A 21,811-nucleotide genomic window follows, 5' to 3' on the forward strand; every position below is an offset into this window, starting at 1 on the left:
CCGGTGTTGCCAGCGTGGACGACTCGAACCGGTGTTCCGGTTGCGGTCGGGAGCGCGGCGCCGTGATCTCCGCCGACCTGGTGCCGCCCCTTGTCACGGCCGGGGCGGCCCTGCTGCTGGCCGGATACGGTCACGTGCGCCGGGTCCGGCGCGCCCGGACCCGTACGACACCCGCCCGCCCCGGAAGGTGACGCGGAGGGGCGCGCCGGTGCCCGTCAGAACAGGCTCAGCAGGGCCTCCGCCGGGTCCGTCAGCTGGGTGTCGGCGCCCGGCAGCGGCAGTTCGAACCAGACCGTCTTGCCGCGCGGCGTACGGCGTGAGCCCCAGGCCGCGCTGAGCAGGCCGACCAGTTGCAGGCCGCGACCGCCCTCGTCGGTGTCGCGGGCGCGGCGTCGGCGGGGCTGGACCAGGCCGGAGTCCCAGACCTCGCAGACCAGGGTGCGATCGAGCAGGAGGCGGAGTCTGATCTCGCCCTCGCCGTACCTCAGGGCGTTGGTGACCAGCTCGCTGACGAGCAGTTCCGTCGTGTCGACCAGCTCTTCCATGTCCCAGTCGAGCAGCCTGGCGCGGGCCAGCTCGCGGGCCCGGCCGACGCTGCGCGGCTCGCGCGGCAGGGTCCAGTCGCCGACGGACTCGCTGGGCAGGCCCTGGACGCGGGCCATCAGCAGGGCGATGTCGTCCTCGGCGTGGTGGCTGTCGAGGGTGTTGAGGACCTGGTCGCAGACGTCCTCAAGGTCCCGCTGGGTGCCGGCGTGCGGCGCCGTCGTCGCGGGGTGCCGGCCGGGCGCCGGGGCGGGCGGGTCGGTGAGCGCGCCCACGAAGGCCTGGAGGCCCTCGTCGAGGGGGTGGTCGCGGCTCTCGACCAGTCCGTCCGTGTAGAGGGCGAGCAGGGAGCCTTCGGGCAGCTCGACCTCCACCTCCTCGAAGGGCTCCCCGCCGACGCCGAGCGGCAGGCCCGGCGGCACGTCCAGCATCAGCGCGGACTCGCCGGGCTCCACCAGTACGGGGGGCAGGTGGCCCGCGTTGGCGAAGGTGCAGCGCCTGGTCACCGCGTCGTAGACGGCGTAGATGCAGGTCGCCAGGTAGACCTCGGAGAGGTCCGCCTCGCGGGGGCGGCGGGCGGCCCGGGTCGCCTGCTGGACGCCTCCGGGGGCGCCGAGGCCGCGGGCGATCTCGTCCAGCTGGGAGAGCACTTCGGCCGGTTCGATGTCGAGTCCGGCCAGGGTGCGGACGGCCGTGCGCAGCTCGCCCATCGCGACGGCGGCGCGCAGGCCGCGGCCCATGACGTCGCCGACGACCAACGCCGTGCGGTGTCCGGGCAGTTCGATGACGTCGAACCAGTCGCCGCCGACCTCGCTGGGCCGGCCGGTGGCCGCGTTGCCGGGCAGGTAGCGGCAGGCGATGTCGAGGCCGGATGCCTCGGGGTCGCCGGGCGGGAGCAGGGAGCGCTGCAGTATCAGCGCGCGCTCGTGCTCACGCCGGTAGAGGCGTGCGTTGTCGATGCAGACGGCGGCTCGCGCGGCCAGTTCCACGGCGAGGTCGCGGTCGCGGTCCCCGAACGGTTCGCTGCCCTTGGTCCGGGCGAACTGCACGAGTCCGACGACCGTGTCGTGGGCGACCATCGGCACGGCGAGCGTGGACTGCACGAGGCCGCCGTCCTCGGCGGGGACGGTGCGCGGGCGGGCGGTGCGCAGGGCGTCGGCGCAGGGCGAGTTGAACGGGTAGTGGTGGACGGCACCGAGCTTGACCCGCTCGCCGGTGCCGTGGAACGGCACGTCGGAGACGGCGCTGGAGAAGGCGACGCGGCGCAGTTCCGCGCTGCCGTCGGCGAGGCCCGGCGGGGTCTCGTCGCCCACCAGCAGGCCCTGGTAGAGGTCGACGGTGGCAAGGTCGCAGAAGCCGGGGACGACGACGCCGAGGAGTTCGCGGGCGGTGGTCTCCAGGTCGAGGGAGTTGCCGATGCGGGCGCCCGCCTCGTTGAGGAGGGCGAGGTTGCGCCGGGCGGCGGCGGCCTCGCGGGCGGCCTCGCGGCGGGCGGTGATGTCGGTGCCGAGCCAGGCGACGCCGATGGGGCGGCCGGAACCGCTGTGCACGCGGTAGAGGTTGACGGACCAGTGGCGGCGTTCCTCGGTGCCGGGTGCGAAGCCGGTGACGTGCATGTCGGTGATGGATTCGCCGGTCTCCAGCACCCGGCGCAGGGTCGCGGAGACCCGGTCGCCCTCGGCGCGCGGCAGGTAGTCGTGGACGCCCTTGCCGCGGTGGTCGTCGGGTGTGCCGCCGAAGACGGAGGCGAACCGCTGGTTGGCGCGGCGCACCCGCAGCTCGGGGTCGATCAGGAGGAAGCCGAACGGAGACTGGCCGAATATGGCCTGCGAGGCGGCGAGGTCGGTCTCGATGCTGCGCAGGACGCGGACGTCGACGACGATGCAGACGGCGGCCTTCTCCCCGTCCTCCGTGCGGGTCGGCATGACGTAGACCTCGGCCAGCCCGCGCTGTCCGCGCCGGCGCTGCCCGCCGTCGGCGCCGTCGTCCGGCACGCGGAAGGGGACCACGCCGGTCCATTCCCGTCCGTCGAGGATCTCGGCCATCTTGCGCTGGCCCCGCTCCCGCAGGTCCGGGTCGACGAAGGCCTCGATGGGGTCGGTGCCCACGGCGTGTTCGGCCCGGATGCCGAGCAGCTGCTCCGCGCGCAGGCTCCACTGGTCGACGAGCCCGTCGGGGCCGATGGAGAAGGACGCGACCTTGATGTAGTCGTAGATGGAGCCGGGTGGGCTGCTCTGCCACACCGCGTCACCGAACGGCGCGCCGTCCGACGGGCCGCCCGACGGGCCCTCGGGCTCCGAGGCCCTCGCTGGTATCTCGCTCACGCGAACCGTCCCCTCCAGCTCACCGCGTCCGGCACCGGTCACCGGGGGCGGCTGCCCGCAGTATCCAGCACTACGGTGCCGCACAACACGGTGTTCACGATCACAGCACGGTCCCGATGGTTTTCGGTCCGGACCGTGACAACACTTCCAGTCTTCTAACCAGCGGACACGGCATCGAATCACGTAGTTCCACAACTGCCACTGGCCTGAACCGGTTGACCGGCGGGACGGGGCCCGTTGTCGGGACATTTCGGCACGGCGGGAACGGGTACGTCGGGAGCGGTGCGCCGGGAGCGGTGTGTCATCAGCCACCCGGTCGCGGTGCGCCGGGAGCGGTGTGTCACCAGCCACCCGGTCCGTCCGGCACGGCGAGTTCGAACCACACCGTCTTGCCCACCTCCCCGGGCCGGGTTCCCCAGCGGCTCGCGGAGGAGGCCACCAGTTGCAGGCCTCGTCCGCCCTCGTCGCCGGGGTGGGCGACGCGCTCGTGCGGCAGCTCCGGAAGCGGGTCGGAGACCTCGACCAGGAGGCCGGCGTCCGGTCCTGCGGGGCGGCGCACCAGGCGGACGCCGATGGGGCCGGTCGCGTGCCGGAGGGCGTTGGTGACCAACTCGCTGACCAGCAGGGCGGCGATGTCGCCGACGCTGTCGAGGTCCCAGCCGTGCAGTGTGCGGCGGACGAGGGAGCGGGCGGTCCGCACGGCGTTCGGTGCCGCGGGGAAGACCCATTCGGCACAGCCGCCTTCGCTGTCGATCACGCCGATCACTTCCCCGGCCGACAACCCCCCACCCATGTCCGGTTTCATGGGGTTAATTGGCACATACCCGATATGCGAGTCCGGGTATCGCCCGGAGGGGCGCACTGTGGCACCAACGGCGTACAGGGGCGCTCGCGGCCCACCGCTCACGCGCCCCGCGCGTCCGTCGCCTCCAGCCCCAGGTGGGTGAGGGCCCGCTCGACGGCCGGCACGTCCTGGTCGAGCCAGGGCACGTCCCAGATCTCGGCGGGAGTGAGCCAGCGCAGGGCGTCGTGGTCCTCGAGGGGCTCGGGGCCGGCGGAGCCGGGGAGTAGGCGCGCGGTCCACACGTGCAGGACGAACGGGGGTCTCAGCGGCCACTGCCCCGGGACGCGCTCTCCGGGTTCGGCCGTCACGCCGAGTTCCTCGCGCAGTTCCCGCACGAGAGCCGCCTCGGGCGTCTCACCCGCCTCCACCTTGCCGCCGGGCAGCTCCCACCGTCCGGCCAGCTCGGCCGGCGCGCTGCGGCGTGCGGCGAGCAGGCGTCCGCCGTCGGTCAGGGCGGCGCCCACCACGATCCGTTCCGTCATGCGCCGGAGCCTACGCGGGTGCACCGACCGGTCCTGCCGGTGCGGTCAGTCCGCCACGCCGGTGCCGTTCACGCCGAGTTTCTCGATCCAGTAGAGCTGCTTGTGGCCGCGGCCGTCGAGGGTGTCCGCGATCCTCTGGGCCTCGGCCCGGGTCGCGTACCTGCCCACTCGGTAGCGATTGCCGTTGTCGTCCTGCCGGAAGACCAGCCAGGGCAGGGTGACCGTGCCGTCGTTCATCGCGCCCCTCCACTTCCCGTCCACGGCCTGCGCCGCGCCCCGCCCGCCGAGGAAACCCCAGTCCGCATATGCCGGAGCCTACGCCTAACCTTCACGCAGCGAATACGGCTTTACACAAAGAGGTACGCAACCAGCCAGAACGACGGGGCGCACGACGCGAAACGCGCCGCCTCCGCACGCCGGTGCTTCCGGCCGGAGGCGCGCCGGGAGCGACGGGACGACCTGCGGGAACGACCGGATGCCGGCGCAGCGCGGACGGCGGCGCGGGGTACGGAAACCCGTACGGGCACGGGAAAGGGGGCGCGGGAGGCGCACTGGAGGCGTGCGCCATCTCACACCACCGGGGAAGGGTGAACTCCCCCGGCGGCGCCGCTACTTGACGGGCAGGTGGTACGCCGCCCGGTACCGGTCGGCCGGAACGACCACGTCGGCCGTCTCGACCGCCCGGCCCGAGGCGTAGAACGTGCGCTGGATGTCCAGGACCACGTGCCCCGGGACGCCGCCCAGGGCGAGCAGTTCCTCGGCGAGGCCGGGGCGGGCGCCGACCTCCTCCGTGACGTTGTCGACGACGACGTCGATGGCGGCCATCCGCTCCACGACGCCCATGCCGCCGAGCGGCCCCTCCTCGGGGAGCATCACCGGCGTGCGGCCGGTGAGGTCCAGCGGCTCCCAGGAGGTGGAGAGCATCATGGCCTCGCCGCCCTCCCGGAAGACGTACCGCGTGCACATCACACGGTCCCCCGCCTTGATCCCGAGCCGCTCGGCGACGACGCCGCTCGCCTCGGCCTGCTCACTGCGCGACTCCCACGTGCCGCGCGCCTCGCCGTCGGCCTGCTCCTGCCGGAAGGGGGTGGCGCCGCCGGCCGGCCGGAAGCCGGAGCGGGCGATGCGCCGGGGCACGGGCCGCTCGCGCACGTACGTCCCGGAACCGGAGCGGCCCTCGACCAGCCCCTCCGCCATCAGCACCTTGCGCGCCTCCAGGGCGACGGTGTCCGAGACGCCGTACTCCTCGCGGATCCGCGCCTGGGACGGGAGGCGGGTGTGGGGCGGCAGCAGGCCGTCGGCGATCTTCTTGCGGAGATCACCCGCGACACGCAGATACGCCGGCTGCTCACCGAAAGTCACTGGCCGCTCCCATCAGGCTGTACAGACAGCAACAGCGTGGCAACCGCAGGTTGTACCAGGCAAGCAAAGGCCAGAGAATCACTCGATGTGATGACGTGGGGCGCCGGGAGGCATTACGCAGGCCCTTTCTCCCCGCTGCGGCCGAACGTCACACCTCCCTGTCGGGTACCTCTCCCGTGCCGTCGTCGTACTGCTCGTGGGCGGGCGGCGTCGTGGGCAGGCCCAGCGCCTCGCGCGTGGTGACCATCCTGTCTGCGTCCAGGAAGCCCCACCCCGCGTCGAGATGCGTGTAGTAGAGGTCGGCTTCGGTGGCCACCTCCGCCCGGGCCCACTCCTTCTGCGCCTTGTCCAGGTTCCCGGCCAGCTCGGCGACCGGCTGCGCGGCGCCGGCGGGCCAGGAGTGCTGGCGCAGTATCCCGCTCTGCTCGGTGAGTGCGCGCGCCACGCGGCCCGCCCACGCCTGGTGGACGATCGGGTCGTCCTCGTAGTTCTCGGACGTGGGCACCGAGTCCATGGCCGTGTTCAGGACACCGGCCGCCTTCAGGTACGTGAACTGATGGGCGTCGAGCGTCGTCCCGTCGTTGCGCAGCGAGCCGGTCAGCGAGCCCCGCTCGTCCGTGTTCCCGAACAGGCAGGTGACCTCCCGGTCGCCCGAGCGCCAGCTCTGCGAGGTCGGCGTCAGGTAGTACACGTCGACGTCGGCGGGCAGGGCCCAGCTGTCCATGGCGTAGCCGTCGTGGAGCGCGTAGCACCGCTCGTCGGCGGTCCGGGCGATCGCGTCCTCTCCGGGGAAGGCCCCGCCCGGCAGCTCGAAGGAGGCGAACACCTCGCCGTCGTGCTCCTGATCGCAGGGCACCTCGTCGACGTCGTACGTCACCCCCCGCAGGGAACCGCTGGGGGAGGTGAAGCACTGGCCCACCGAGAGCGCGTAGGCGGTGCCCTCGCCCCTCGCGGCGTCCCGCAGGCCGTCCCAGAAGTCGCCGGCGGCGCCCGTGGAGAGGGAGACCACCCACAGGGCCAGCCCCACGGAGGACAGCACGGATCCGGCCACGGCGAACCCCTTGCCCCGCTCGCCCCTCTTCCTGATCCGGGCCAGCGCGATCAGCCCCAGCACGAGCCCGACCGCCGGCACGAAGCAGAAGACGCCCAGCACGAACGCGGCGATGGCGACACCGTTGACGGGCGGCTGCCGGGGGTACGTCCCGTAGGGCTGCCCCCAGGCACCCGGGTAGGGCTGGTGCGGGGGGTACGGTCCCTGCGGCGGGTACGGCCCCTGCGGGTGCTGCCCGGGCGGGAACTGGCCCGGTGGGAACGGGCCCGGTGGGAACTGGCCCTCGTAACGGGGCTCTTGAGGGCCGGGCGGCGGCGGTATGGACACGTGTACCGTGCTCCTGTTTCGGGCGGTGACGCGAAGGCGCCGCGGGACGGGGGGCGGGCCGGGCCCGACGGGGGCCGGCCGCTCACAGAGCGCATGCTAAGCGCGCGCCGGACGGGGGCGGTATGCGGACGACGAGCGCGGCGGTCCGGGCGGGCAACGGTCCCGCCGCCCGCTGGGCGGCCCCCACGAGCGGCGGCGCTGTGTTCTCGGCGGCGGGCGGGCCCCGTCGGCCGGACGGTTCTTCAGAGCTTCTCCACCTCAGCGCTATCCGCTGCCGTAACCCTCCGGTGCGGAACACTCCGCGACCCACGACCCGCGATCCGCGATCCGCACTCCGCAGGGAGAGGACTTTGGTGATGACAGCCACCGACGCAGCGACACCCGCAGCCGTGGAGGCCCGCGGCGACGGCAGCCCCGACAGTGCCGTGGTTCCGCGCGGGGGCGGGGCCCGGTGAGCGCCGTCCCGGAACGGGAGTCCGCCGCCCCGCCGGTGGTCGTGCTGCTGCCGGGCCAGGGCTCGCAGTACCCGGGCATGCTGCGCGGGCTGTACGGCACCGAGCCGGTGTTCACCCGGGTGCTGGACGAGGTGTTCGGGCGGCTCGGCGACGAGGGCGCCCGGGTCAGGGCGGACTGGCTCGGCGACACGCCGGCCGTCCCGCTGGACGACGTGCGGCGCGCGCAGCCCCTGCTGTTCGGCCTGGACGTGGCGCTGGGCACGCTGCTCGCCTCGTGGGGGGTGCGGCCGGCCGCGTATCTCGGGCACAGCGCCGGTGAGTACGCGGCCGCCGTGCTCGCCGGGATCATGAGCCTGGACGACGCCGTGGACGTACTCGCCGCGCGGGTGGAGTCCCTGGCCGGGGCGCCGCCCGGCGGCATGGTCGCGGTGGCGGCGAGCGCGGCCCAGGTCGCCGGGCGGCTCACTCCCCGGGTCGTGGTGGCCGCCGTGAACGCGCCCACCCAGGTCATGCTGGCCGGCCCCGACCCGGACCTGGGCGAGGTCACCGCCCGGCTCACCGAGGACGGCACGCCCTGGATGCCGGCCAAGGCCACCGCCGGGTACCACAGCCCGTCGGTGGCGGACGCCTGCGCGGCGACCGTACCCGCCTACCGGCGGATCTCGCTGCGCCCGCCGCACACCCCGGTGGTGTCCGGGTACACCGGGCGGGAGCTGGGCGAACCCCTCGTGCGCGATCCGCGGTTCTGGGCCATGCAGCCCTCCCGGCCGGTGCACTTCGGTGCGGCGCTCGGTCATCTCCTCGGTGCGGACGGCCCACTGGGGCCCGGGCCGTTCCTCGTGGTGGAGGCCGGGCCCGGGCAGGGGCTGTCGGCCATCGCCCGTCGCCACCCCGCCGTCGCCCGGGGCGCCGGCACGGTCGTCCCGCTGAGCGCGGTGCGGGCGGGAGCGGAACACGACCGCGCCCAGCTGGCCGAGGCCGCCCGCCGCCTCCTGCCGGCCGCCGACCCCGCCCGTGTCCCCGCCGCCGCCCGCACCGGTGCCGGCCACGTCCCGGACTCGTCCGGGCCCGCTCGCTTCTCGCCGTGAGCGCGCTCTGCCCGGCGCGGGCGCGACACCTCCGGGCGAGGCGGCCGGGACGGCCGCCTCGCCCGGACACGCGGGCACCGGCCCGGCGGGCTCGCCCGGGCGTGATCGTGCCCCGGTCGCGGGGGATGTCGACCGGGGCACGGGTTCTGAGGGGCCGTACGGCCCGGGGCGGGCTTCTAGCTCGCCCGTTGCCAGGACGCCGTCGGTACCTCGGACGGGGTCCAGCGGGCCCGGCGGGCGCGGGCGCGGGCCGGGACCGGGGGCGTGGGGGCGCGGCGGGGCAGGACCGCCAGGATGGCTGCGGTGACCGCGGCGACCTCGTCCGGGGTGGGGTCCCCGCGGAAGACCAGCAGCGGCTTCGGGAGCTGCTCGGCGGCCGAGGCGTCGGCGACCGCGACGGCCGGGGGGAGCGGGAAGGGCGCCAGAGCGGTCCGTGCGGCCGTCGGCGAGGGCGTGGAAGTGGTCGTCCGTGGGGTCATTGTGGCTGGTTCCCATGCTTGCGGGCCGGGCCCGCACGGTGCTTCGCGCGCAGCATGGCCAGCGCGTCGATGAGCACCCTGCGCGTGTCGGCGGGGTCGATGACGTCGTCCACGAGGCCGCGTTCGGCGGCGTAGTAGGGGTGCATGAGTTCGGCGCGGTACTCCTCGATGAGTCGCGTCCGGGTCGCCTCCGGGTCGTCGGCGGCGGCGATCTTCTTGCGGAAGACCACACCCGCGGCGCCTTCGGCGCCCATGACGGCGATCTCGTTGCCGGGCCAGGCGAAGGACAGGTCGCAGCCGATGGAGCGGGAGTCGAGCACGATGTACGCACCGCCGTACGCCTTGCGCAGGATCACCTGGACGCGGGGCACGGTGGCGTTGCAGTAGGCGTACAGCAGCTTCGCGCCGTGCCGGATGATGCCGTCGTGCTCCTGGCCCACGCCCGGCAGGAACCCGGGTACGTCGACGAGGGTGACCAGCGGGATGTTGAACGCGTCGCAGAACTGCACGAACCGGGCGGCCTTCTGGGAGGCGTCGATGTCGAGCACGCCGGCGGACACCGACGGCTGGTTGGCCACGACACCCACGGTCTGGCCGCCCAGGCGGGCCAGTGCGCAGACCACGTTCGGCGCCCACAGCTCGTGCACCTCGGTGAAGTCGCCGTCGTCGACGATCTCCGCGACCACCGGACGGATGTCGTAGCTGCGGCGGGGCTCCGCGGGCACCTGGTCGAGCAGCGCCTCGCAGCGCCGGTCCACGGGGTCGTCGGGCTCCGTCTCCGGGGGGAGTTCGCGGTTGTTGGACGGCAGCAGCGTCAGCAGGTGGCGTACCTCGGCGAGGCAGCTCTCCTCGTCGTCGTGGACGAACGCGGCGACCCCGGAGCGGGCCGCGTGCACCTCGGCGCCGCCCAGTTCCTCGTGGGTGACCTCCTCACCGGTCACGGCCCGCACCACGTCGGGGCCGGTCACGAACATCTGCGAGGTGGAACGCACCATGAACACGAAGTCGGTGAGCGAGGGCGAGTAGGCGGCGCCGCCGGCGCACGGGCCGAGCATGACGCTGATCTGCGGTACGACACCGGAGGAGCGGACGTTGCGCTGGAAGATCCCGCCGTACCCGGCGAGGGCGGAGATGCCCTCCTGGATGCGGGCGCCGGCACCGTCGTTGAGGCTCACCAGGGGTGCGCCGGCCGTCTCGGCGAGGTCCATCACCTTGTGGATCTTCTGCGCGTGGGCCTCGCCGAGGGCGCCGCCGAAGATCCGGAAGTCGTGGGCGTACGCGAAGACCCGCCGCCCCTCCACCAGGCCCCAGCCGGTCACCACGCCGTCGGTGTGGGGCCTGCGGTCCTCCAGCCCGAATCCCGTGGCCCGGTGCCGGCGCAGGGTCTCGATCTCGCGGAACGTGCCCTCGTCGAAGAGGAGGTCCAGCCGCTCCCTGACGGTGAGCCTGCCCCGCCGGTGCTGGGCCTGCGTGGCCGCCTCACCGGGCCCGGCGGCGGCGAGCGCCTTCAGTGCGGCGAGCCGGCCGGTCAGTTCACGCAGGTCGGGCGGGACGGACGGCCCGGGCGGCCCTTGCCCGGCGCCGGTGGCCACCGCTCGGGCCGGACCGGGCGCGGACACCGCTGCCTCGGCCGGACCGGGCGCGGACGCCGGCACCCCGGCCGCACCGGGCACGGACGCCGGCACCCCGGCCGCACCGGGCACGGACGCCGCTGCCTCGGCCGGACCCGGCGCGGGCCGTTCCACCTCGTAGACGCTCATGTCCCCCGCTCACCTTCCTGTCGGCGGTTCTCCGCGGGTCGGCCGCGGTACTGCCCGGCCGGTCTCCCGTGGGGTTGCGCCGGCTCGGGGCCGAGGGCTCCCACCGCGCGGGACCGGCACCACCCAGCACACAGCGGGTCGCTGGAGGGACGTTAGGGGAACGCTCGAGACACGCCCCGGGGGCATCCGGAGAGTGCGCTACGCGCGGGCGGCCGTCGCCGTCGCCCGGGTGCGCACGTCGTCCGCCAGGCGGCGCAGTTCCAGCGAGGGCAGCAGGCCGAACCGTTCGTCGAGGCGGTGGCAAAGGACGTCGTAGACGGCGAGGGCTCCCCCCGGCCGGCCGGAGCGGTCCAGCGCCGTCATGTACAGCGCCTGCAGGGCCTCGTGGTGCGGGTGGCCCGTGGTGAGAGAGGCGAGTTCGGGCAGCAGCCGCTCGTGGGCGCCGAGCCGCAGCTCCGCGGCGATACGGCGTTCCAGTACGCCGGTCCGGCTCTGTTCCAGCCGCATGGCCTCCAGGCCCAGCACGGCACCCGTGCGCACGCCGGCGAAGGCCTCGCCGTGCCACAGCTCGAGCGCCGTCCGGAACAGCCGGGCCCCGCGGGCGTCGTCGCCCCGCTCCACCGCGGTCTGCGCCTCGGCGCACAGCCGGTCGTACACGTGCGCGTCCACGGTGTCGGGTCCGGTCAGCAGTGCGTAACCGCCCGGCCGGGTCACCAGCACCTCGCGGGCGGCGGCCGGGTCGCCCAGGGCGCGGCCGATGAACGTACGCAGCCGCAGGACGTACGTCTGCACGCTGACGTGGGCCTTCGGGGAGGCGGCGGCGCCCCAGACCTCCTCGATGACGGAGGGGACGGTGACGACCTGACCGGCCTGCACCGCCAGCAGGGCGAGTATCTGGCGCGGCTTGGCCGCCGTGGGGACGATCGGTGCACCGTCGATGGCGGCGGAGAACGGGCCCAGCACGGTGAGCTTCAAGGGTGTCCCTCCCTGGACGGTCGCCCCGTGGACCGGTGGTCCCCTGGCGTACCGACCGTCGCACGCGGCGGACACGGCGGGCCAGTGAGCGGAACCCGGATCACGGGTGAATCCCTCACGGCCGCACCGTGAGGGATTCACCCGCCGGTGCTCAGAGCCAGCCCGACGAGCGGGCGATGCGGATCGCGTCGACGCGGTTGCGGGCGCCGAGCTTGTAGACGACCGTCGTCAGGTAGTTGCGCACCGTGCCCACGGACAGGTGCAGGCTCTTGGCGATGTCGCCGACGTCGTCGCCGGACGCGGCGAGCCGCAGCACGTCCGTCTCGCGCGGCGTGAGCGGGCACTCCACGTGGTCCAGGGCGGCGAGCGTCAGCTGCGGGTCGAAGACCCGGTCTCCTCGTGCGACGGACCGGATGGCGTCGGCCAGCCGGTCCGGTCCGGCGTCCTTGAGCATGAAGCCCCGGACGTTCGCGTCCAGGGCCCGGCGCAGATGGTTGGGCCGGCCGAGGCTGGTGAGGATCAGCACCTGGGTGGCCAGGCCGCGTTCGTGCATCTCCTGGGCCGCGGACAGGCCGTCCAGGACCGGGAGTTCGATGTCCAGGACGGCCACGTCCGGCTTGCGGGCCTCCGCCTCGCGGACGATGTCCGCGCCCGACTCCAGTTCGGCGACGACCTCGATGTCGGGCTGCATGGAGATGAGTTCCACCAGCGCCCGCCGCAGCATGCACATGTCTTCCGCAATCAGGATCCTGATCACGAGTCGTGTCCCCCCTCCGGCCGTCCGCGCCCCCGCACGGAGTTGGCCGGAAGCCACAGTACGTGCCGGAACCGATGACGAGAGGGGCTCGTGGACAGTCGGGTTCCCCGTATTGCCGCGATTTTGAACAGTTGGCGGGACATACCGGACGCGCTGGAACATTCGTCCGGCGCTTACGAGAAATCCACACGACGCCTACAGGAACATCGGCACCGGATTGAGCCGCTCGTACGGTGTCGGCTCGGCGAGCCGGCCGAGCGCGACGGGGACGTCGTACAGCCGTCCGGGCGCGAACCTGGCCCAGAAGTGCCGCATTCCGGGCACGATCGTCTTGACCACCGGGAGGCCGATGTCCGGCCGGGTCTGGTCGAGGACGAGCAGTTCCATGCCCCGTTCGGCGACGGCCGCGCGGATGGCCGTGACGTCGTCCAGCAGGTCGGCGCGGGGCGTGTAGCGGTAGTCGGCACGGGTACGGGGCGGGGTGGCGGGGTCCGGCAGCAGATAGGGGTGCCCGGCCACGGTCGCGGTGCGCCACCACTCGGTCAGCCGCTCGTCCGGGCACCCGTAGCCGCTCCCACCGGGCCCGGCGCCGACGACGGCCGGCATCATCTGGTTCATCTCCGCCAGTGCGCGGCACAGCGCCACGGACGGGTCGAAGTGGGCGCCGAAGCCGAACAGGACGTCCTCGGTGGCACCGCCGACGCGCCGGGTGACCGCCGCGAAGGCGGGGATCCCGAAGTCCGAGGTGACGTCGAGGGCCCACACCTCACGCCCCAGTGCGGCGTGCACGGCACGGATCCGGTCGGTCCAGGGCTCCTCGAAGGAGTCGAGGTCGACGCCGGGCTGCCGGGTGCGGTTGTACCACCACAGGGCGACCGCGTCGCGCTCCACGAGTTCCAGGAAGCCCTGGACGACGGCGTCCTCCAGGCTGGTGCCGCCCGCGTTGCCGTTGGAATCGGCCCGGACGCAGCCGAGCCCGGGGGTGCGCGGCGCGTCGTAGTACAGCAGTGCCGTGGGCAGCAGACGCTGCTCACCGCGGGTCAGGGACCACACGGGTGTCCAGTCGGCGGGGGCGTCCTCGTCGAAGGGGGTGACGCCCTGGCGCGGGTGGTGGAGCAGGCAGTCGGCGGGGTGCACGGCGCGGTCCGCCACCTGGTGCCAGCTCGCCCGTACGACGGGCTCCCCGCCCTGGAAGGTGCCCGAGTGCCGTTCCAGGGACTCGCACAACGCGCTGACCCGCGCGTCGAGTTCGGTCATCCCCTTGCCGCCGCTCTCGCCGCGCAGCCGCGAGGCGGCACCGGTCAGACCGTGGGCGCCGCGGGCGTGGTTGTGTCCGGCGCGGAAGGAGTTGAACTCGGCGGGACCGCGCGGGTCGCGTTCGACCGCCTTGACCACTCCGGTGATCGGGCTGATCAGGTGCTCGTAGGTGCGCAGGGTCTGTTCCGCGGTGACGGCCCGGTGCCCGTTGCCGGTGCGCTCGGCCTTCGGCCGCGAGACCGGCGTCACCGGGCGGAGCACCCGGCGGGCCACCAGCGCGGGGTCGCCGCAGCCCGGGCACTGCGGTCGTGCGCGCAGCGGGTGCAGCCGGCTGGTGAAGTCGATGGTGTCGAAGGTCAGCACGCCGTCCTGGCCCGGATAGCGGTGGCCGGCCAGCCACTTCAGTCCCTCGGCGACCGCCAGTTGGTGGCCGATCATGAGGCTCGCGGACGTCTCGGCCGGCGGGTGCGGTACGGAGCGGCCGAGGCGGGCACGCAGGTGGGCCTCGGTGGCCCGGTGACCGGCCATCCGGTGGGCCAGGCACTGCCAGCAGGCCGACGCGCCGGGCCGGAAGAGGGGGCCGACCCAGGGGGTGGTGCCGTGCGGCTTGGCCAGCAGCCAGGGGTGGCCTGCCGCACGCTGCCGCTCGTCCAGCGCACGCAGCGCCGGGTCGAGGTAGTCGTCGCAGACGACCAGGGTCAGACCGGCGTCCGCGGCGTCGTCGGTCACGGTCAGGCCGGAGGCGGCGCACGCCCGGGCGGCGGCCCCCGCGTCGGCCCCGCCCAGCGCCTCGACCCGTACCACGAGGGAACTCGACGGTCCGGGCGCTCCCGCCAGTTCCCAGTAGGCCTCGGCGGCACACCCGGCCTGGGCCGGCCCGGCGGGACCCGGCCGGTGGGGTGCGGCGGGGTTCTGGGGCGGGCCGCTCGGACTCGCGTTCTGGCTCGGGTTCTGGTTCTGGTTCTGGTTCCGGTTCGGGTTCGGGCTCAGGACCGGACTGGGGTGCGCGTTCGGGATCCGGCTCAGGGTCGGACTCGGGTGCGCGTTCGCGATCCCGCTCAGGGCCGGACTCAGGGGCGCGTTCGCGATCCCGCTCAGGACCGGACTCGGGTGCGCGTTCGGGATCCGGCTCGGGCTCGGTCTCAGGCCCGGGCTCAGGCTCTGGCCGGTGTCCGCGGGGGCCGGCTCCCCGCCGGGCCCGCCGGCCGGTCCGGTCATCGGTGGCCCGGGGACGCCGCTGAGCAGTTCGGCCTCGCTCAGCCGGCCGATGGCCATCGCCACGTCCAGCGCGGAGCACCGGGGTGCCGCGTCGGCGACCAGCGTACGGAAGTCCCTCGTGCCGTCCAGCAGCGGAGCGATCACTTCCACGCGGTCGTCCTCGAAGGCGACGATGCCCCGTTCGGACACGACGTACGTGCCCTCGCCCGGGACGACCTCGGCGCGTACGTGTCTTCTGAACCCCACTCGCAATGCTCTCTCCCCCTGTCGTCGTGTGGTTCAGCGGGTTCAGCGGGTCGCGGCGGCCGTTCCGGTGACCGTGCCGTACTCCGTGTCGGCGATGCACAGCGTCAGCAGGCACACGCCCGCGTCCCCCAGTCCGGAGAAGTCCTCGCGCACGACGCCCTCCCCGGCGGGCCGCGGCAGGGCCGGCGTCCGGGCGCCGGCGCCGACCGCGAGTCCGAACTCGGCCAGGACCGAGGAGGGCGAGGTGGCGTAGCGCTCGGCGGTCGCCGGGTCGAGGAACGCGTGGGTCATCAGCTCGGCGAACCTGAGCTCGTCGTCGGGGGTGCCGAGGAACGAGTCGAACTGCCGGTCGGCGAAAGCGGACTGGTTCATGGTGACTCCCTTGGGTTCGCACGGCGCGCACGGGCGCCGGACGTCGTCGGTGCTGCATAGGACGTGCTGTGCGCTGCGTCCCGGCTGTCGCACGCCGGCGCGCGGTCGTACCGCCGGCCGGCGGGCCGGGCGTCGTACGGAGTGCCGCCGGCCGCCTGGGCGGCGCCGAGGAGCGGGGGCCCTGGACGCGGTGTCGGAATTACTTCCTCCGCGCCGGGCCGTCCGGGGGCGCCGGCCTGTCCTTGCGATCGGTGCTGCGATCTGTGCTGCGCTCGGTGCTGCGAAGGTGCTGCGCCTCTGTGCTGGGCATGAGTTAACGCAATCCCGCTGGCCCCGAGCCAGTTATCGGCTCACGTGTGGGGATGTGAATTCTTCACTGGTCGCCATATTCCCGTGTCAACCGGACCGGTGAGCAGGACCTTTTACTGGAAATCAGGCATCTCTCGGGAAGCCATGTGCGCACCCTCCACAGGATGCTCACCTCCGTTATGATTCGGACGCCGGTTCGGGGGATCCAGGACAACTGGAGGTCTGGTGTCGCAGAAGGCCGAACGCAAACGCAGAGTTCCGCCGAAGCGAACCGGTTCCGCCGCCCCGGACCTGTCCGCGGTCAGTTCCGCGGCCCCCAGCCCGGCCATCGCCTCGGTACTCGTCGTCGTGGTCTTCGCGGGCTACCTGCTCATGCAGTTGGTGAACGTGCTGGACTCCGCTCCCGGCGGCGCGGAACTCATGACGTGCGTGGGAGTACCGCCGGTGCTCGCAGTCCTGCAGTACCTCCACTCCGCACCGCACACGGCGGCGCTCCGCGCCCGCGTGCTGCCGTGGAGCCTCGTGCTGCAGGCCGTGCTGACCTTCACCCCGCTCGTCGCCTTCGGCTGGCAGTGGGGCGGCATGGCCGGCTTCCTCGCCGGATCATTACTGCTCCTGCTGCCGCGGGGCACCGGCTGGGCCCTGTTCGGTCTGACCACGGCCGCCGTCGTGGTGATCTCGGCATTCCAGTCACTCGGTGCCGTGAACGTCGCGTACATGGGTGTGTCGACGGCGCTCACCGGGCTGGTCCTCTTCGCGGTGGCCCGGCTCGCCGCCCTGGCCGCGGCGATCCACGCGTCCCGTGACGAGCTGGCCCGCATGGCGGTGGCCCGGGAACGGCTGAGGTTCGCCCGCGACCTGCACGACCTGCTCGGTTACAGCCTCTCCTCCATCACGCTGAAGAACGAGCTGATCGCCCGGCTGATCGACAGCAACCCGCAGCGGGCCCGGGACGAGGTCGCCGAGGTGCTCACGATCGCCCGGCAGGCGCTGGCCGACGTGCGCGAAGTGGCGCGCGGCTACCGGGACATGTCGCTGCTGGTGGAGGCGGAGTCGGCCCGCTCCGTCCTGAAGGCGGCCGGCATAGACGCCCGTATCGACGTGTCCGTCACCGGCCTGTCCTCCACTGCCAACACCATCCTGGCGACGGTGCTGCGCGAGGGCGTGACCAACATGCTGCGGCACAGCCAGTCCAGCACCTGCTCGATCACCACGTCGATGGACGGCAAGGAGGCGTTCGTCGAGCTGGAGATGGTCAACGACGGCGTCGGCGCGGGCAGTTCGATGCCGGCGAGCACCGCGTCCAGCGGCACGGGGCTCGGCAACCTGGCCGCCCGGGTCGCCACGGTCGGGGGCGGGCTGCGCGTGGGGCGCGGCAAGGGCGACGAGGCGGGGGTCTTCCGGCTGGTCGTCCGGGTGCCGGCGGACGCGGTGCCGGTCGCGGACGCGGCGGAACCCCGGGAGGCCTCACCCCGGCTGACCGTCTGACCGTCCGACCGGCCGACCGTCCGGCCGTCCGGCCGTCCGGCCTGCCCCGCTCAGCGCGCGTCCAGCTCCCGCCGCAGCCGCCGCTCCAGGGGAGTGAGCGGGATGTCCCGCCGCAACCGTTCCGGATGCCCGGGGCCGGGTCCCGTCAACCGCACGCCGCGCGCGGACCACCCCGTCCGGTGCCCGTGCCCGTCCTCGTGCCCGTGCCCGTCCTCGTGCTCGTCCCCGTGCCCGTGCCCGTGCCCGTGCCCGTCGGACGGTACGCCGTCCGCGCCGCGCTGACCGGCGCCCGCGTACCCGCCGTCCAGGAACCGTCGCAGCTCCTCTTCCGGAAGCGGCACCCAGCACGCTCCGTAGACGACCAGCGCCCGGTAGACGGCCTGCACGGCGCGCACCGCCCGGCGCACCACCCCACGGCCTCGTCCGCGTCCCACACCCGTCTCCTTCTGCCGAGCCCGCCCCCTCCCGTGAGCGTTCCCCGGTGCGCTCACGTCCGGCTCGAACCGGGCTCGACGCGGACGCCGCCCTCCCCCGCCTCCGGCTTCAGCGGCTCTCGAGCCGCTACGGGAACACTCGTGCCCGGTTTCCGGGATCCGCGGGCCGTCGTGCCGCCGTGGGAGGAGTAAGTGATGACCAGCCCTGTTACCGGTCACGTGGCCAGGGACTGATGGCGGGCCAGAGGCCGGTGTGGTGGAGCGGAGGACTGGACCGGCGACGACCGAGGCCCTTGGTCGTCGTGATCACGGGAAGCCTCGGCGGGCCGCACCGGTACGTACCGTTGCTGACCCGGCTGGTGCGCCGCGGACACGCCGTGGTCGCCACCGCGCCGGCCGCGGCGCCCTTGTGCCCCGGCCGTTTCGAGGCGACGCTCTCCCGGATCGTCGACGACTGCGCCCGGGCCGCCTTGACCGAGCACGTCCACGTGATCGGCTTCGGCCTCGGCGGGCGGCTCGCGCTGGACGCCGCCGCCCGGGACGACCGGATCCGGGTCGTCCAGCTCGTCGGCGCGCCGGTGGCCCGGCTGTTCGACGAACCGGAGCTGCTGCTGTCCCTGCCGAAGGCCGATCTGGACTCCCTCGTACGGATGACCGGGGCCGGGCGCCGGGACCTGCTGCCCGAGGTGCTCGGCGCTCTGGCGCTGCGTCCGGAGACGCTCTACGCGCTGAACGGGCTGGTGCGCGTCGCCTACGCGGCCGACGATCCGCTCACCCCGCCGCAGGACCTGGCCCTGCTCAGGCTCGCCCTGGCGCACAGCGAGTTCCGCGCCTTCCCGGCCGGGGGCGGCACCGAGCCGTCGAGCCGCGCGGTACGGCGCTGGCTGGTGGACGGGGTGACGCGGCCACGGCGGCGGGCCTGATGCCGCCGACCGGCCGTGGGCGCCGCCTCGACTCCCGGTCGAGGCGGCCTCCAGCCCATGGGGTCACCGTGCGAGGGACTGTCCTACGCGACCGCCCTGGGGTGACCATGCAGGAACACGACGACATCATCGCCGCCGTCACCGGCGGCGACACACAATGGCGGCCCGACCGGCTGACCCGGCTACGTGCGCGCCTCGACGAGATCGAGGACGGCCTGGGCGATCCGTGGCACCCCGACAACCCGATGGGGTTCGACGCGGTCCTCGAGGCGGACCGCGCGGGTCAGACCTCGGCGGTCGGCGTCCGGCGGTTCCAGAGCCTCGGTCTGCCCGCCGAGCTGGTGCCCGAGTCTCTCGGCGGGCGGATGGCCGGTGCCGACCTGCTCGGCCTGGTGATGCGGCCGGTCTTCCGGCGCGACCCGGCCCTGGCCTTCAGCCACGGCTTCACCCCCTTCCTGGGCGCCCAGATGGTCTGGCTGAACGGCGACGCGCGCCAGTGCGGCCGGATGGCCTCGGTGATCCTTCGGGGCGGAACGGTGGGAGTGGCCTGCCAGCGCTTCGAGCACGAGTCCGCGTTCCACTCCCAGGAGTACACCGCCGCCTGGAGCGACGACGGCATGCTGCGGCTCAACGGCCGCAAGAACGCCATCAACAACGCGCACACGGCGGAACTCGTCATCGGCTTCGTGCGCACCGGTGACGGGGACACCGACTACTCGATCCTGATGTTCGACCCGGCCATGGTGCCGCCCGCGCGCGTGCGTGCCCTCGGCCGGCACCGGACCACCGGGGTGCGGGGCGTGCAGGCGGCCGGCCTGGAGTTCCTCGACTGCCCGTTGCCGGGCGAGTCGCTGGTCGGCACGTGGGGCGACGGCGTCGCGCTGAGCCTGCGCGCCTACCCGGCCGTGCACGCCGTCCTCCCGTCCATGACCATCGGGCTCGCCGACACCGCGCTGCGGGCGGCCGTCCGCGCCGCGCAGGAGCGGGAGTTCGGCGGGCCGGCCGGGGACGCGTCCACCCGTTCGGCGATCGCCGGCACCTTCGTCGACCTGCTGGTCGCCGACTGCCTCTCGCTGACGGCGAGCCGTTCGGTGCATCTGCTGCCCGACCAGTGCGACGTGCTCACGGCGGTCACCAAGTACATCGTGCCCAAGATCGTCAGTGAGGCCCTGTACGACCTGTCGGCCGTGATGGGCGACGCGTTCCACGCCGACCAGGGCCACAACGCCGTCTTCCGCAAGCACCTGCGGGACCTGTCCACGATCACGTTCGGGCACGTCAGCAGCGCCATCTGCCAGTCGGTGATCGCGCCCTACCTGCCGGCGCTGGCGCCCGGCGCGCCCGCCGCGGCCCCGACCCCCGCCGATCTGTTCCGGCTCGAGGTGCCGCTGCCGCCCATGGACGGCGAGCGGCTCGCCGTGTTCGGTGGCGGCGACGGACTGCTCGACTACCTCGCCCACGCCGCGCTCCGGCTGCCCGACGCGCTCACCGGGCAGGACCACGCGGAGCTGATGCGGGAACTGGTCGCCGGGCTGTGCGCCGAGGCCGCCGGGATCCGTGAGGAGGCGGGCAGGCTCACCGCCTCCGCGGGCGGCTTACTGCTGGACACCCACAGCTTCCCGCTCAGCGAGCGGTACGCGCTGGTACTGGCCGCGGCGGCCTGCGTCGGCGTGTGGCTGAACGCGGGCGCGGGAGGCGACGCCTTCCTCACCGACCCGGCGTGGGCGGCGCTCGCCCTGCACCGGCTGCTGCGCCGGGTGGGCAGGTCCGTGCCGGCGCTGCCGCGCTCGATCGAGGGCCGGCTGTGCGACGAGGTGCTGGAGCGGGTCCGCGTCCCGCACAGCCTGGACCTGCTGCGCTCCGGGTGCGCGGGATGAGCCCGCTGGGTGGCGGCCCCCGGCCGCCCCGGCCGCCCCTGTCGCCGCCGAGCCGGGTCGACGGGCCCTCCGGGCCCTGGGCCCGGCTCCTGCACGACCTGGACACCTCCGGCGTGGGCCTGGTGCACGCCTCGCTCGCCGACTGGCGCCCGCTGCTGCCGCCGGAGGCCGAACGACGCTTCCTGCTCGGGCGGGACTGGGCGCGCTACAGCAAGCTGAACGGCGAGCAGCTGCGTGACCGGTTCCTGGCCACCCGGCTGCTGATCCGGCACAGCGCGGCGGTGGCGCTGGGCACGGAGCCGAACTCCCTGGAGCTCAGCTACGGGCTCAACGGGCGGGTGCACCTGCGCGGTCACGACCAGATCGACGTCAGCCTGAGCCACACCGGCGACCTGCTGATGTGCGGGATCACCTCGCTGGGGCTGATCGGCATCGACGCCGAGCCGCACAGGCGGCGGCTGAGCGGGCGGGACGTGGAGACCCTGATGTGCACGGCACCGGAACGGCTGCGGCTGGCGGCGACGGCGGACGAGGAGCGCAACGGGCTGCTGCTGTCGCTGTGGACGCTGAAGGAGGCGTACAGCAAGGCCCTGGGGCAGGGGCTGCGGTTTCCGTTCACCGAGTTCGGATTCCGCACGGGGGCGGGCGCGGGGCCGGCGGGAGCCGACGGGAGCACGACAGCCGAAACGATCCTGCTCGAACGGTCCGACGGTACGCCCGTCACCGACGACACCTGGCGGTTCGCCACGTTCGACCTGCCCACGGGCCATCTCGCGGCGATCGCGCTGCAGGACACCCGGCGCTCGGCCCAGCCGGACACCCGCGCCGGCACGGCCCTGAACCGTCAGATCCTGGCGGCCATCGGCTCCCTGGACCACTGAGCCGCAGCGCACACCCCGGACGGCCCCGTGACGCCCGCCGAGGCGGCACGGGGCCGGTTCCGTGCGCGGTGACTCCGCCGAAGCCGAGCCGTACGGTGTCGGACCCTGCCGAGTCGTACGGTGTCGGCCCCGCCCGAGTCGTGCAGCGTCGGCCCCGGCGCGGAACCGGGCAGGCCGGCAACGGCACCGGCGGGGGCAGGCCGTACGGCAACGGCGCCGGCACCCGCGGGTACAGGCCGCTCTTGTACGGCAACGGTGCCGACAGCGGCGCACGCAGGCCGCCCCGTACGGCAACGGCCGCCCGGGACACCGCCGGCGAGCCCCGCTCCCCGCCCGGACACCCCCCTGCCCCGTCCTGC

At 73.9% G+C, this 21,811-nt stretch carries 19 protein-coding genes; 6 read left to right on the top strand and 13 right to left on the bottom strand.

The window, feature by feature from the left end; all coding sequences use genetic code 11:
• Nucleotides 1-62 precede the first annotated feature (62 nt).
• On the top strand, nucleotides 63-191 hold the full coding sequence (locus ACH4F2_RS29580; RefSeq protein WP_398135809.1) for a hypothetical protein: 129 nt from the start codon (nucleotides 63-65) through the stop codon (nucleotides 189-191).
• 24 nt (nucleotides 192-215) lie between these two features.
• On the opposite strand, the gene ACH4F2_RS29585 is transcribed toward ACH4F2_RS29580, so the two are convergent.
• From ACH4F2_RS29585 to ACH4F2_RS29610, 6 genes are all read right to left on the bottom strand, one after another.
• A complete protein-coding gene (locus ACH4F2_RS29585) occupies nucleotides 216-2,867 on the bottom strand; it encodes a SpoIIE family protein phosphatase (RefSeq protein ID WP_398135810.1) in 2,652 nt (883 codons plus the stop codon).
• Between the two features lie 340 nt (nucleotides 2,868-3,207).
• On the bottom strand, nucleotides 3,208-3,660 hold the full coding sequence (locus tag ACH4F2_RS29590) for an ATP-binding protein (protein WP_398135839.1): 453 nt from the start codon (nucleotides 3,658-3,660) through the stop codon (nucleotides 3,208-3,210).
• Between the two features lie 110 nt (nucleotides 3,661-3,770).
• Entirely contained in the window at nucleotides 3,771-4,193 is a 423-nt protein-coding gene (locus tag ACH4F2_RS29595; protein WP_398135811.1) for a (deoxy)nucleoside triphosphate pyrophosphohydrolase, read from the bottom strand.
• A 45-nt stretch (nucleotides 4,194-4,238) separates the two neighbouring features.
• Complete coding sequence (locus tag ACH4F2_RS29600; RefSeq protein ID WP_398135812.1) at nucleotides 4,239-4,430, bottom strand: SPOR domain-containing protein; 192 nt, start codon at nucleotides 4,428-4,430, stop codon at nucleotides 4,239-4,241.
• Between the two features lie 372 nt (nucleotides 4,431-4,802).
• Nucleotides 4,803-5,555, bottom strand: a complete 753-nt coding sequence (locus tag ACH4F2_RS29605; RefSeq protein ID WP_398135813.1) for a GntR family transcriptional regulator — start codon at nucleotides 5,553-5,555, stop codon at nucleotides 4,803-4,805.
• Nucleotides 5,556-5,703: 148 nt separating this feature from the next.
• Nucleotides 5,704-6,933 (bottom strand): DUF4190 domain-containing protein, encoded by a 1,230-nt coding sequence (locus ACH4F2_RS29610; protein WP_398135814.1) that lies wholly within the window; start codon nucleotides 6,931-6,933, stop codon nucleotides 5,704-5,706.
• A gap of 451 nt (nucleotides 6,934-7,384) precedes the next feature.
• On the opposite strand from ACH4F2_RS29610, the gene ACH4F2_RS29615 reads away from it, so the two are divergent.
• A complete protein-coding gene (locus tag ACH4F2_RS29615) occupies nucleotides 7,385-8,476 on the top strand; it encodes an acyltransferase domain-containing protein (protein WP_398135815.1) in 1,092 nt (363 codons plus the stop codon).
• A 176-nt stretch (nucleotides 8,477-8,652) separates the two neighbouring features.
• Here ACH4F2_RS29615 and ACH4F2_RS29620 read toward each other — a convergent pair whose 3' ends face one another.
• The 6 genes from ACH4F2_RS29620 to ACH4F2_RS29645 form a co-directional block, all read right to left on the bottom strand.
• A complete protein-coding gene (locus ACH4F2_RS29620) occupies nucleotides 8,653-8,955 on the bottom strand; it encodes an acyl-CoA carboxylase epsilon subunit (RefSeq protein WP_398135816.1) in 303 nt (100 codons plus the stop codon).
• Nucleotides 8,952-10,715, bottom strand: coding sequence for a carboxyl transferase domain-containing protein (locus ACH4F2_RS29625; protein ID WP_398135817.1), 1,764 nt, complete (start codon nucleotides 10,713-10,715; stop codon nucleotides 8,952-8,954). The genes ACH4F2_RS29620 and ACH4F2_RS29625 overlap by 4 nt, the downstream gene beginning before the upstream one ends.
• Before the next feature lie 198 nt (nucleotides 10,716-10,913).
• The gene (locus ACH4F2_RS29630; RefSeq protein ID WP_398135818.1) at nucleotides 10,914-11,690 is read right to left on the bottom strand and encodes a BTAD domain-containing putative transcriptional regulator; all 777 of its coding nucleotides are present in this window, start codon (nucleotides 11,688-11,690) and stop codon (nucleotides 10,914-10,916) included.
• A 151-nt stretch (nucleotides 11,691-11,841) separates the two neighbouring features.
• Nucleotides 11,842-12,447 carry a DNA-binding response regulator gene (locus ACH4F2_RS29635; RefSeq protein ID WP_398135819.1) on the bottom strand — a complete coding sequence of 202 codons (606 nt, stop codon included), beginning with the start codon at nucleotides 12,445-12,447 and terminating at the stop codon, nucleotides 11,842-11,844.
• A gap of 195 nt (nucleotides 12,448-12,642) precedes the next feature.
• Nucleotides 12,643-15,168: a TOMM precursor leader peptide-binding protein gene (locus ACH4F2_RS29640; RefSeq protein ID WP_398135820.1), complete on the bottom strand. Its 2,526-nt coding sequence runs from the start codon at nucleotides 15,166-15,168 to the stop codon at nucleotides 12,643-12,645.
• Nucleotides 15,169-15,210: 42 nt separating this feature from the next.
• Nucleotides 15,211-15,540, bottom strand: coding sequence for a hypothetical protein (locus ACH4F2_RS29645; protein WP_398135821.1), 330 nt, complete (start codon nucleotides 15,538-15,540; stop codon nucleotides 15,211-15,213).
• A gap of 534 nt (nucleotides 15,541-16,074) precedes the next feature.
• Here ACH4F2_RS29645 and ACH4F2_RS29650 point away from each other — a divergent pair.
• Nucleotides 16,075-17,337: a sensor histidine kinase gene (locus ACH4F2_RS29650; protein WP_398135822.1), complete on the top strand. Its 1,263-nt coding sequence runs from the start codon at nucleotides 16,075-16,077 to the stop codon at nucleotides 17,335-17,337.
• 50 nt (nucleotides 17,338-17,387) lie between these two features.
• Here ACH4F2_RS29650 and ACH4F2_RS29655 read toward each other — a convergent pair whose 3' ends face one another.
• Nucleotides 17,388-17,771 (bottom strand): DUF6059 family protein, encoded by a 384-nt coding sequence (locus tag ACH4F2_RS29655; protein WP_398135823.1) that lies wholly within the window; start codon nucleotides 17,769-17,771, stop codon nucleotides 17,388-17,390.
• A gap of 302 nt (nucleotides 17,772-18,073) precedes the next feature.
• On the opposite strand from ACH4F2_RS29655, the gene ACH4F2_RS29660 reads away from it, so the two are divergent.
• The 3 genes from ACH4F2_RS29660 to ACH4F2_RS29670 all read left to right on the top strand — a co-directional run bounded on the left by ACH4F2_RS29660 (nucleotide 18,074) and on the right by ACH4F2_RS29670 (nucleotide 21,452).
• Nucleotides 18,074-18,694 carry an alpha/beta fold hydrolase gene (locus ACH4F2_RS29660; RefSeq protein ID WP_398135824.1) on the top strand — a complete coding sequence of 207 codons (621 nt, stop codon included), beginning with the start codon at nucleotides 18,074-18,076 and terminating at the stop codon, nucleotides 18,692-18,694.
• Between the two features lie 107 nt (nucleotides 18,695-18,801).
• Nucleotides 18,802-20,571: an acyl-CoA dehydrogenase gene (locus tag ACH4F2_RS29665; RefSeq protein ID WP_398135825.1), complete on the top strand. Its 1,770-nt coding sequence runs from the start codon at nucleotides 18,802-18,804 to the stop codon at nucleotides 20,569-20,571.
• The gene (locus ACH4F2_RS29670) at nucleotides 20,568-21,452 is read left to right on the top strand and encodes a 4'-phosphopantetheinyl transferase family protein (RefSeq protein ID WP_398135826.1); all 885 of its coding nucleotides are present in this window, start codon (nucleotides 20,568-20,570) and stop codon (nucleotides 21,450-21,452) included. The genes ACH4F2_RS29665 and ACH4F2_RS29670 overlap by 4 nt, the downstream gene beginning before the upstream one ends.
• Nucleotides 21,453-21,811 lie beyond the last annotated feature (359 nt).

It is taken from the genome of Streptomyces sp. NPDC017890 (assembly GCF_044328675.1).
Classification (GTDB): Bacteria; Actinomycetota; Actinomycetes; order Streptomycetales; family Streptomycetaceae; genus Streptomyces.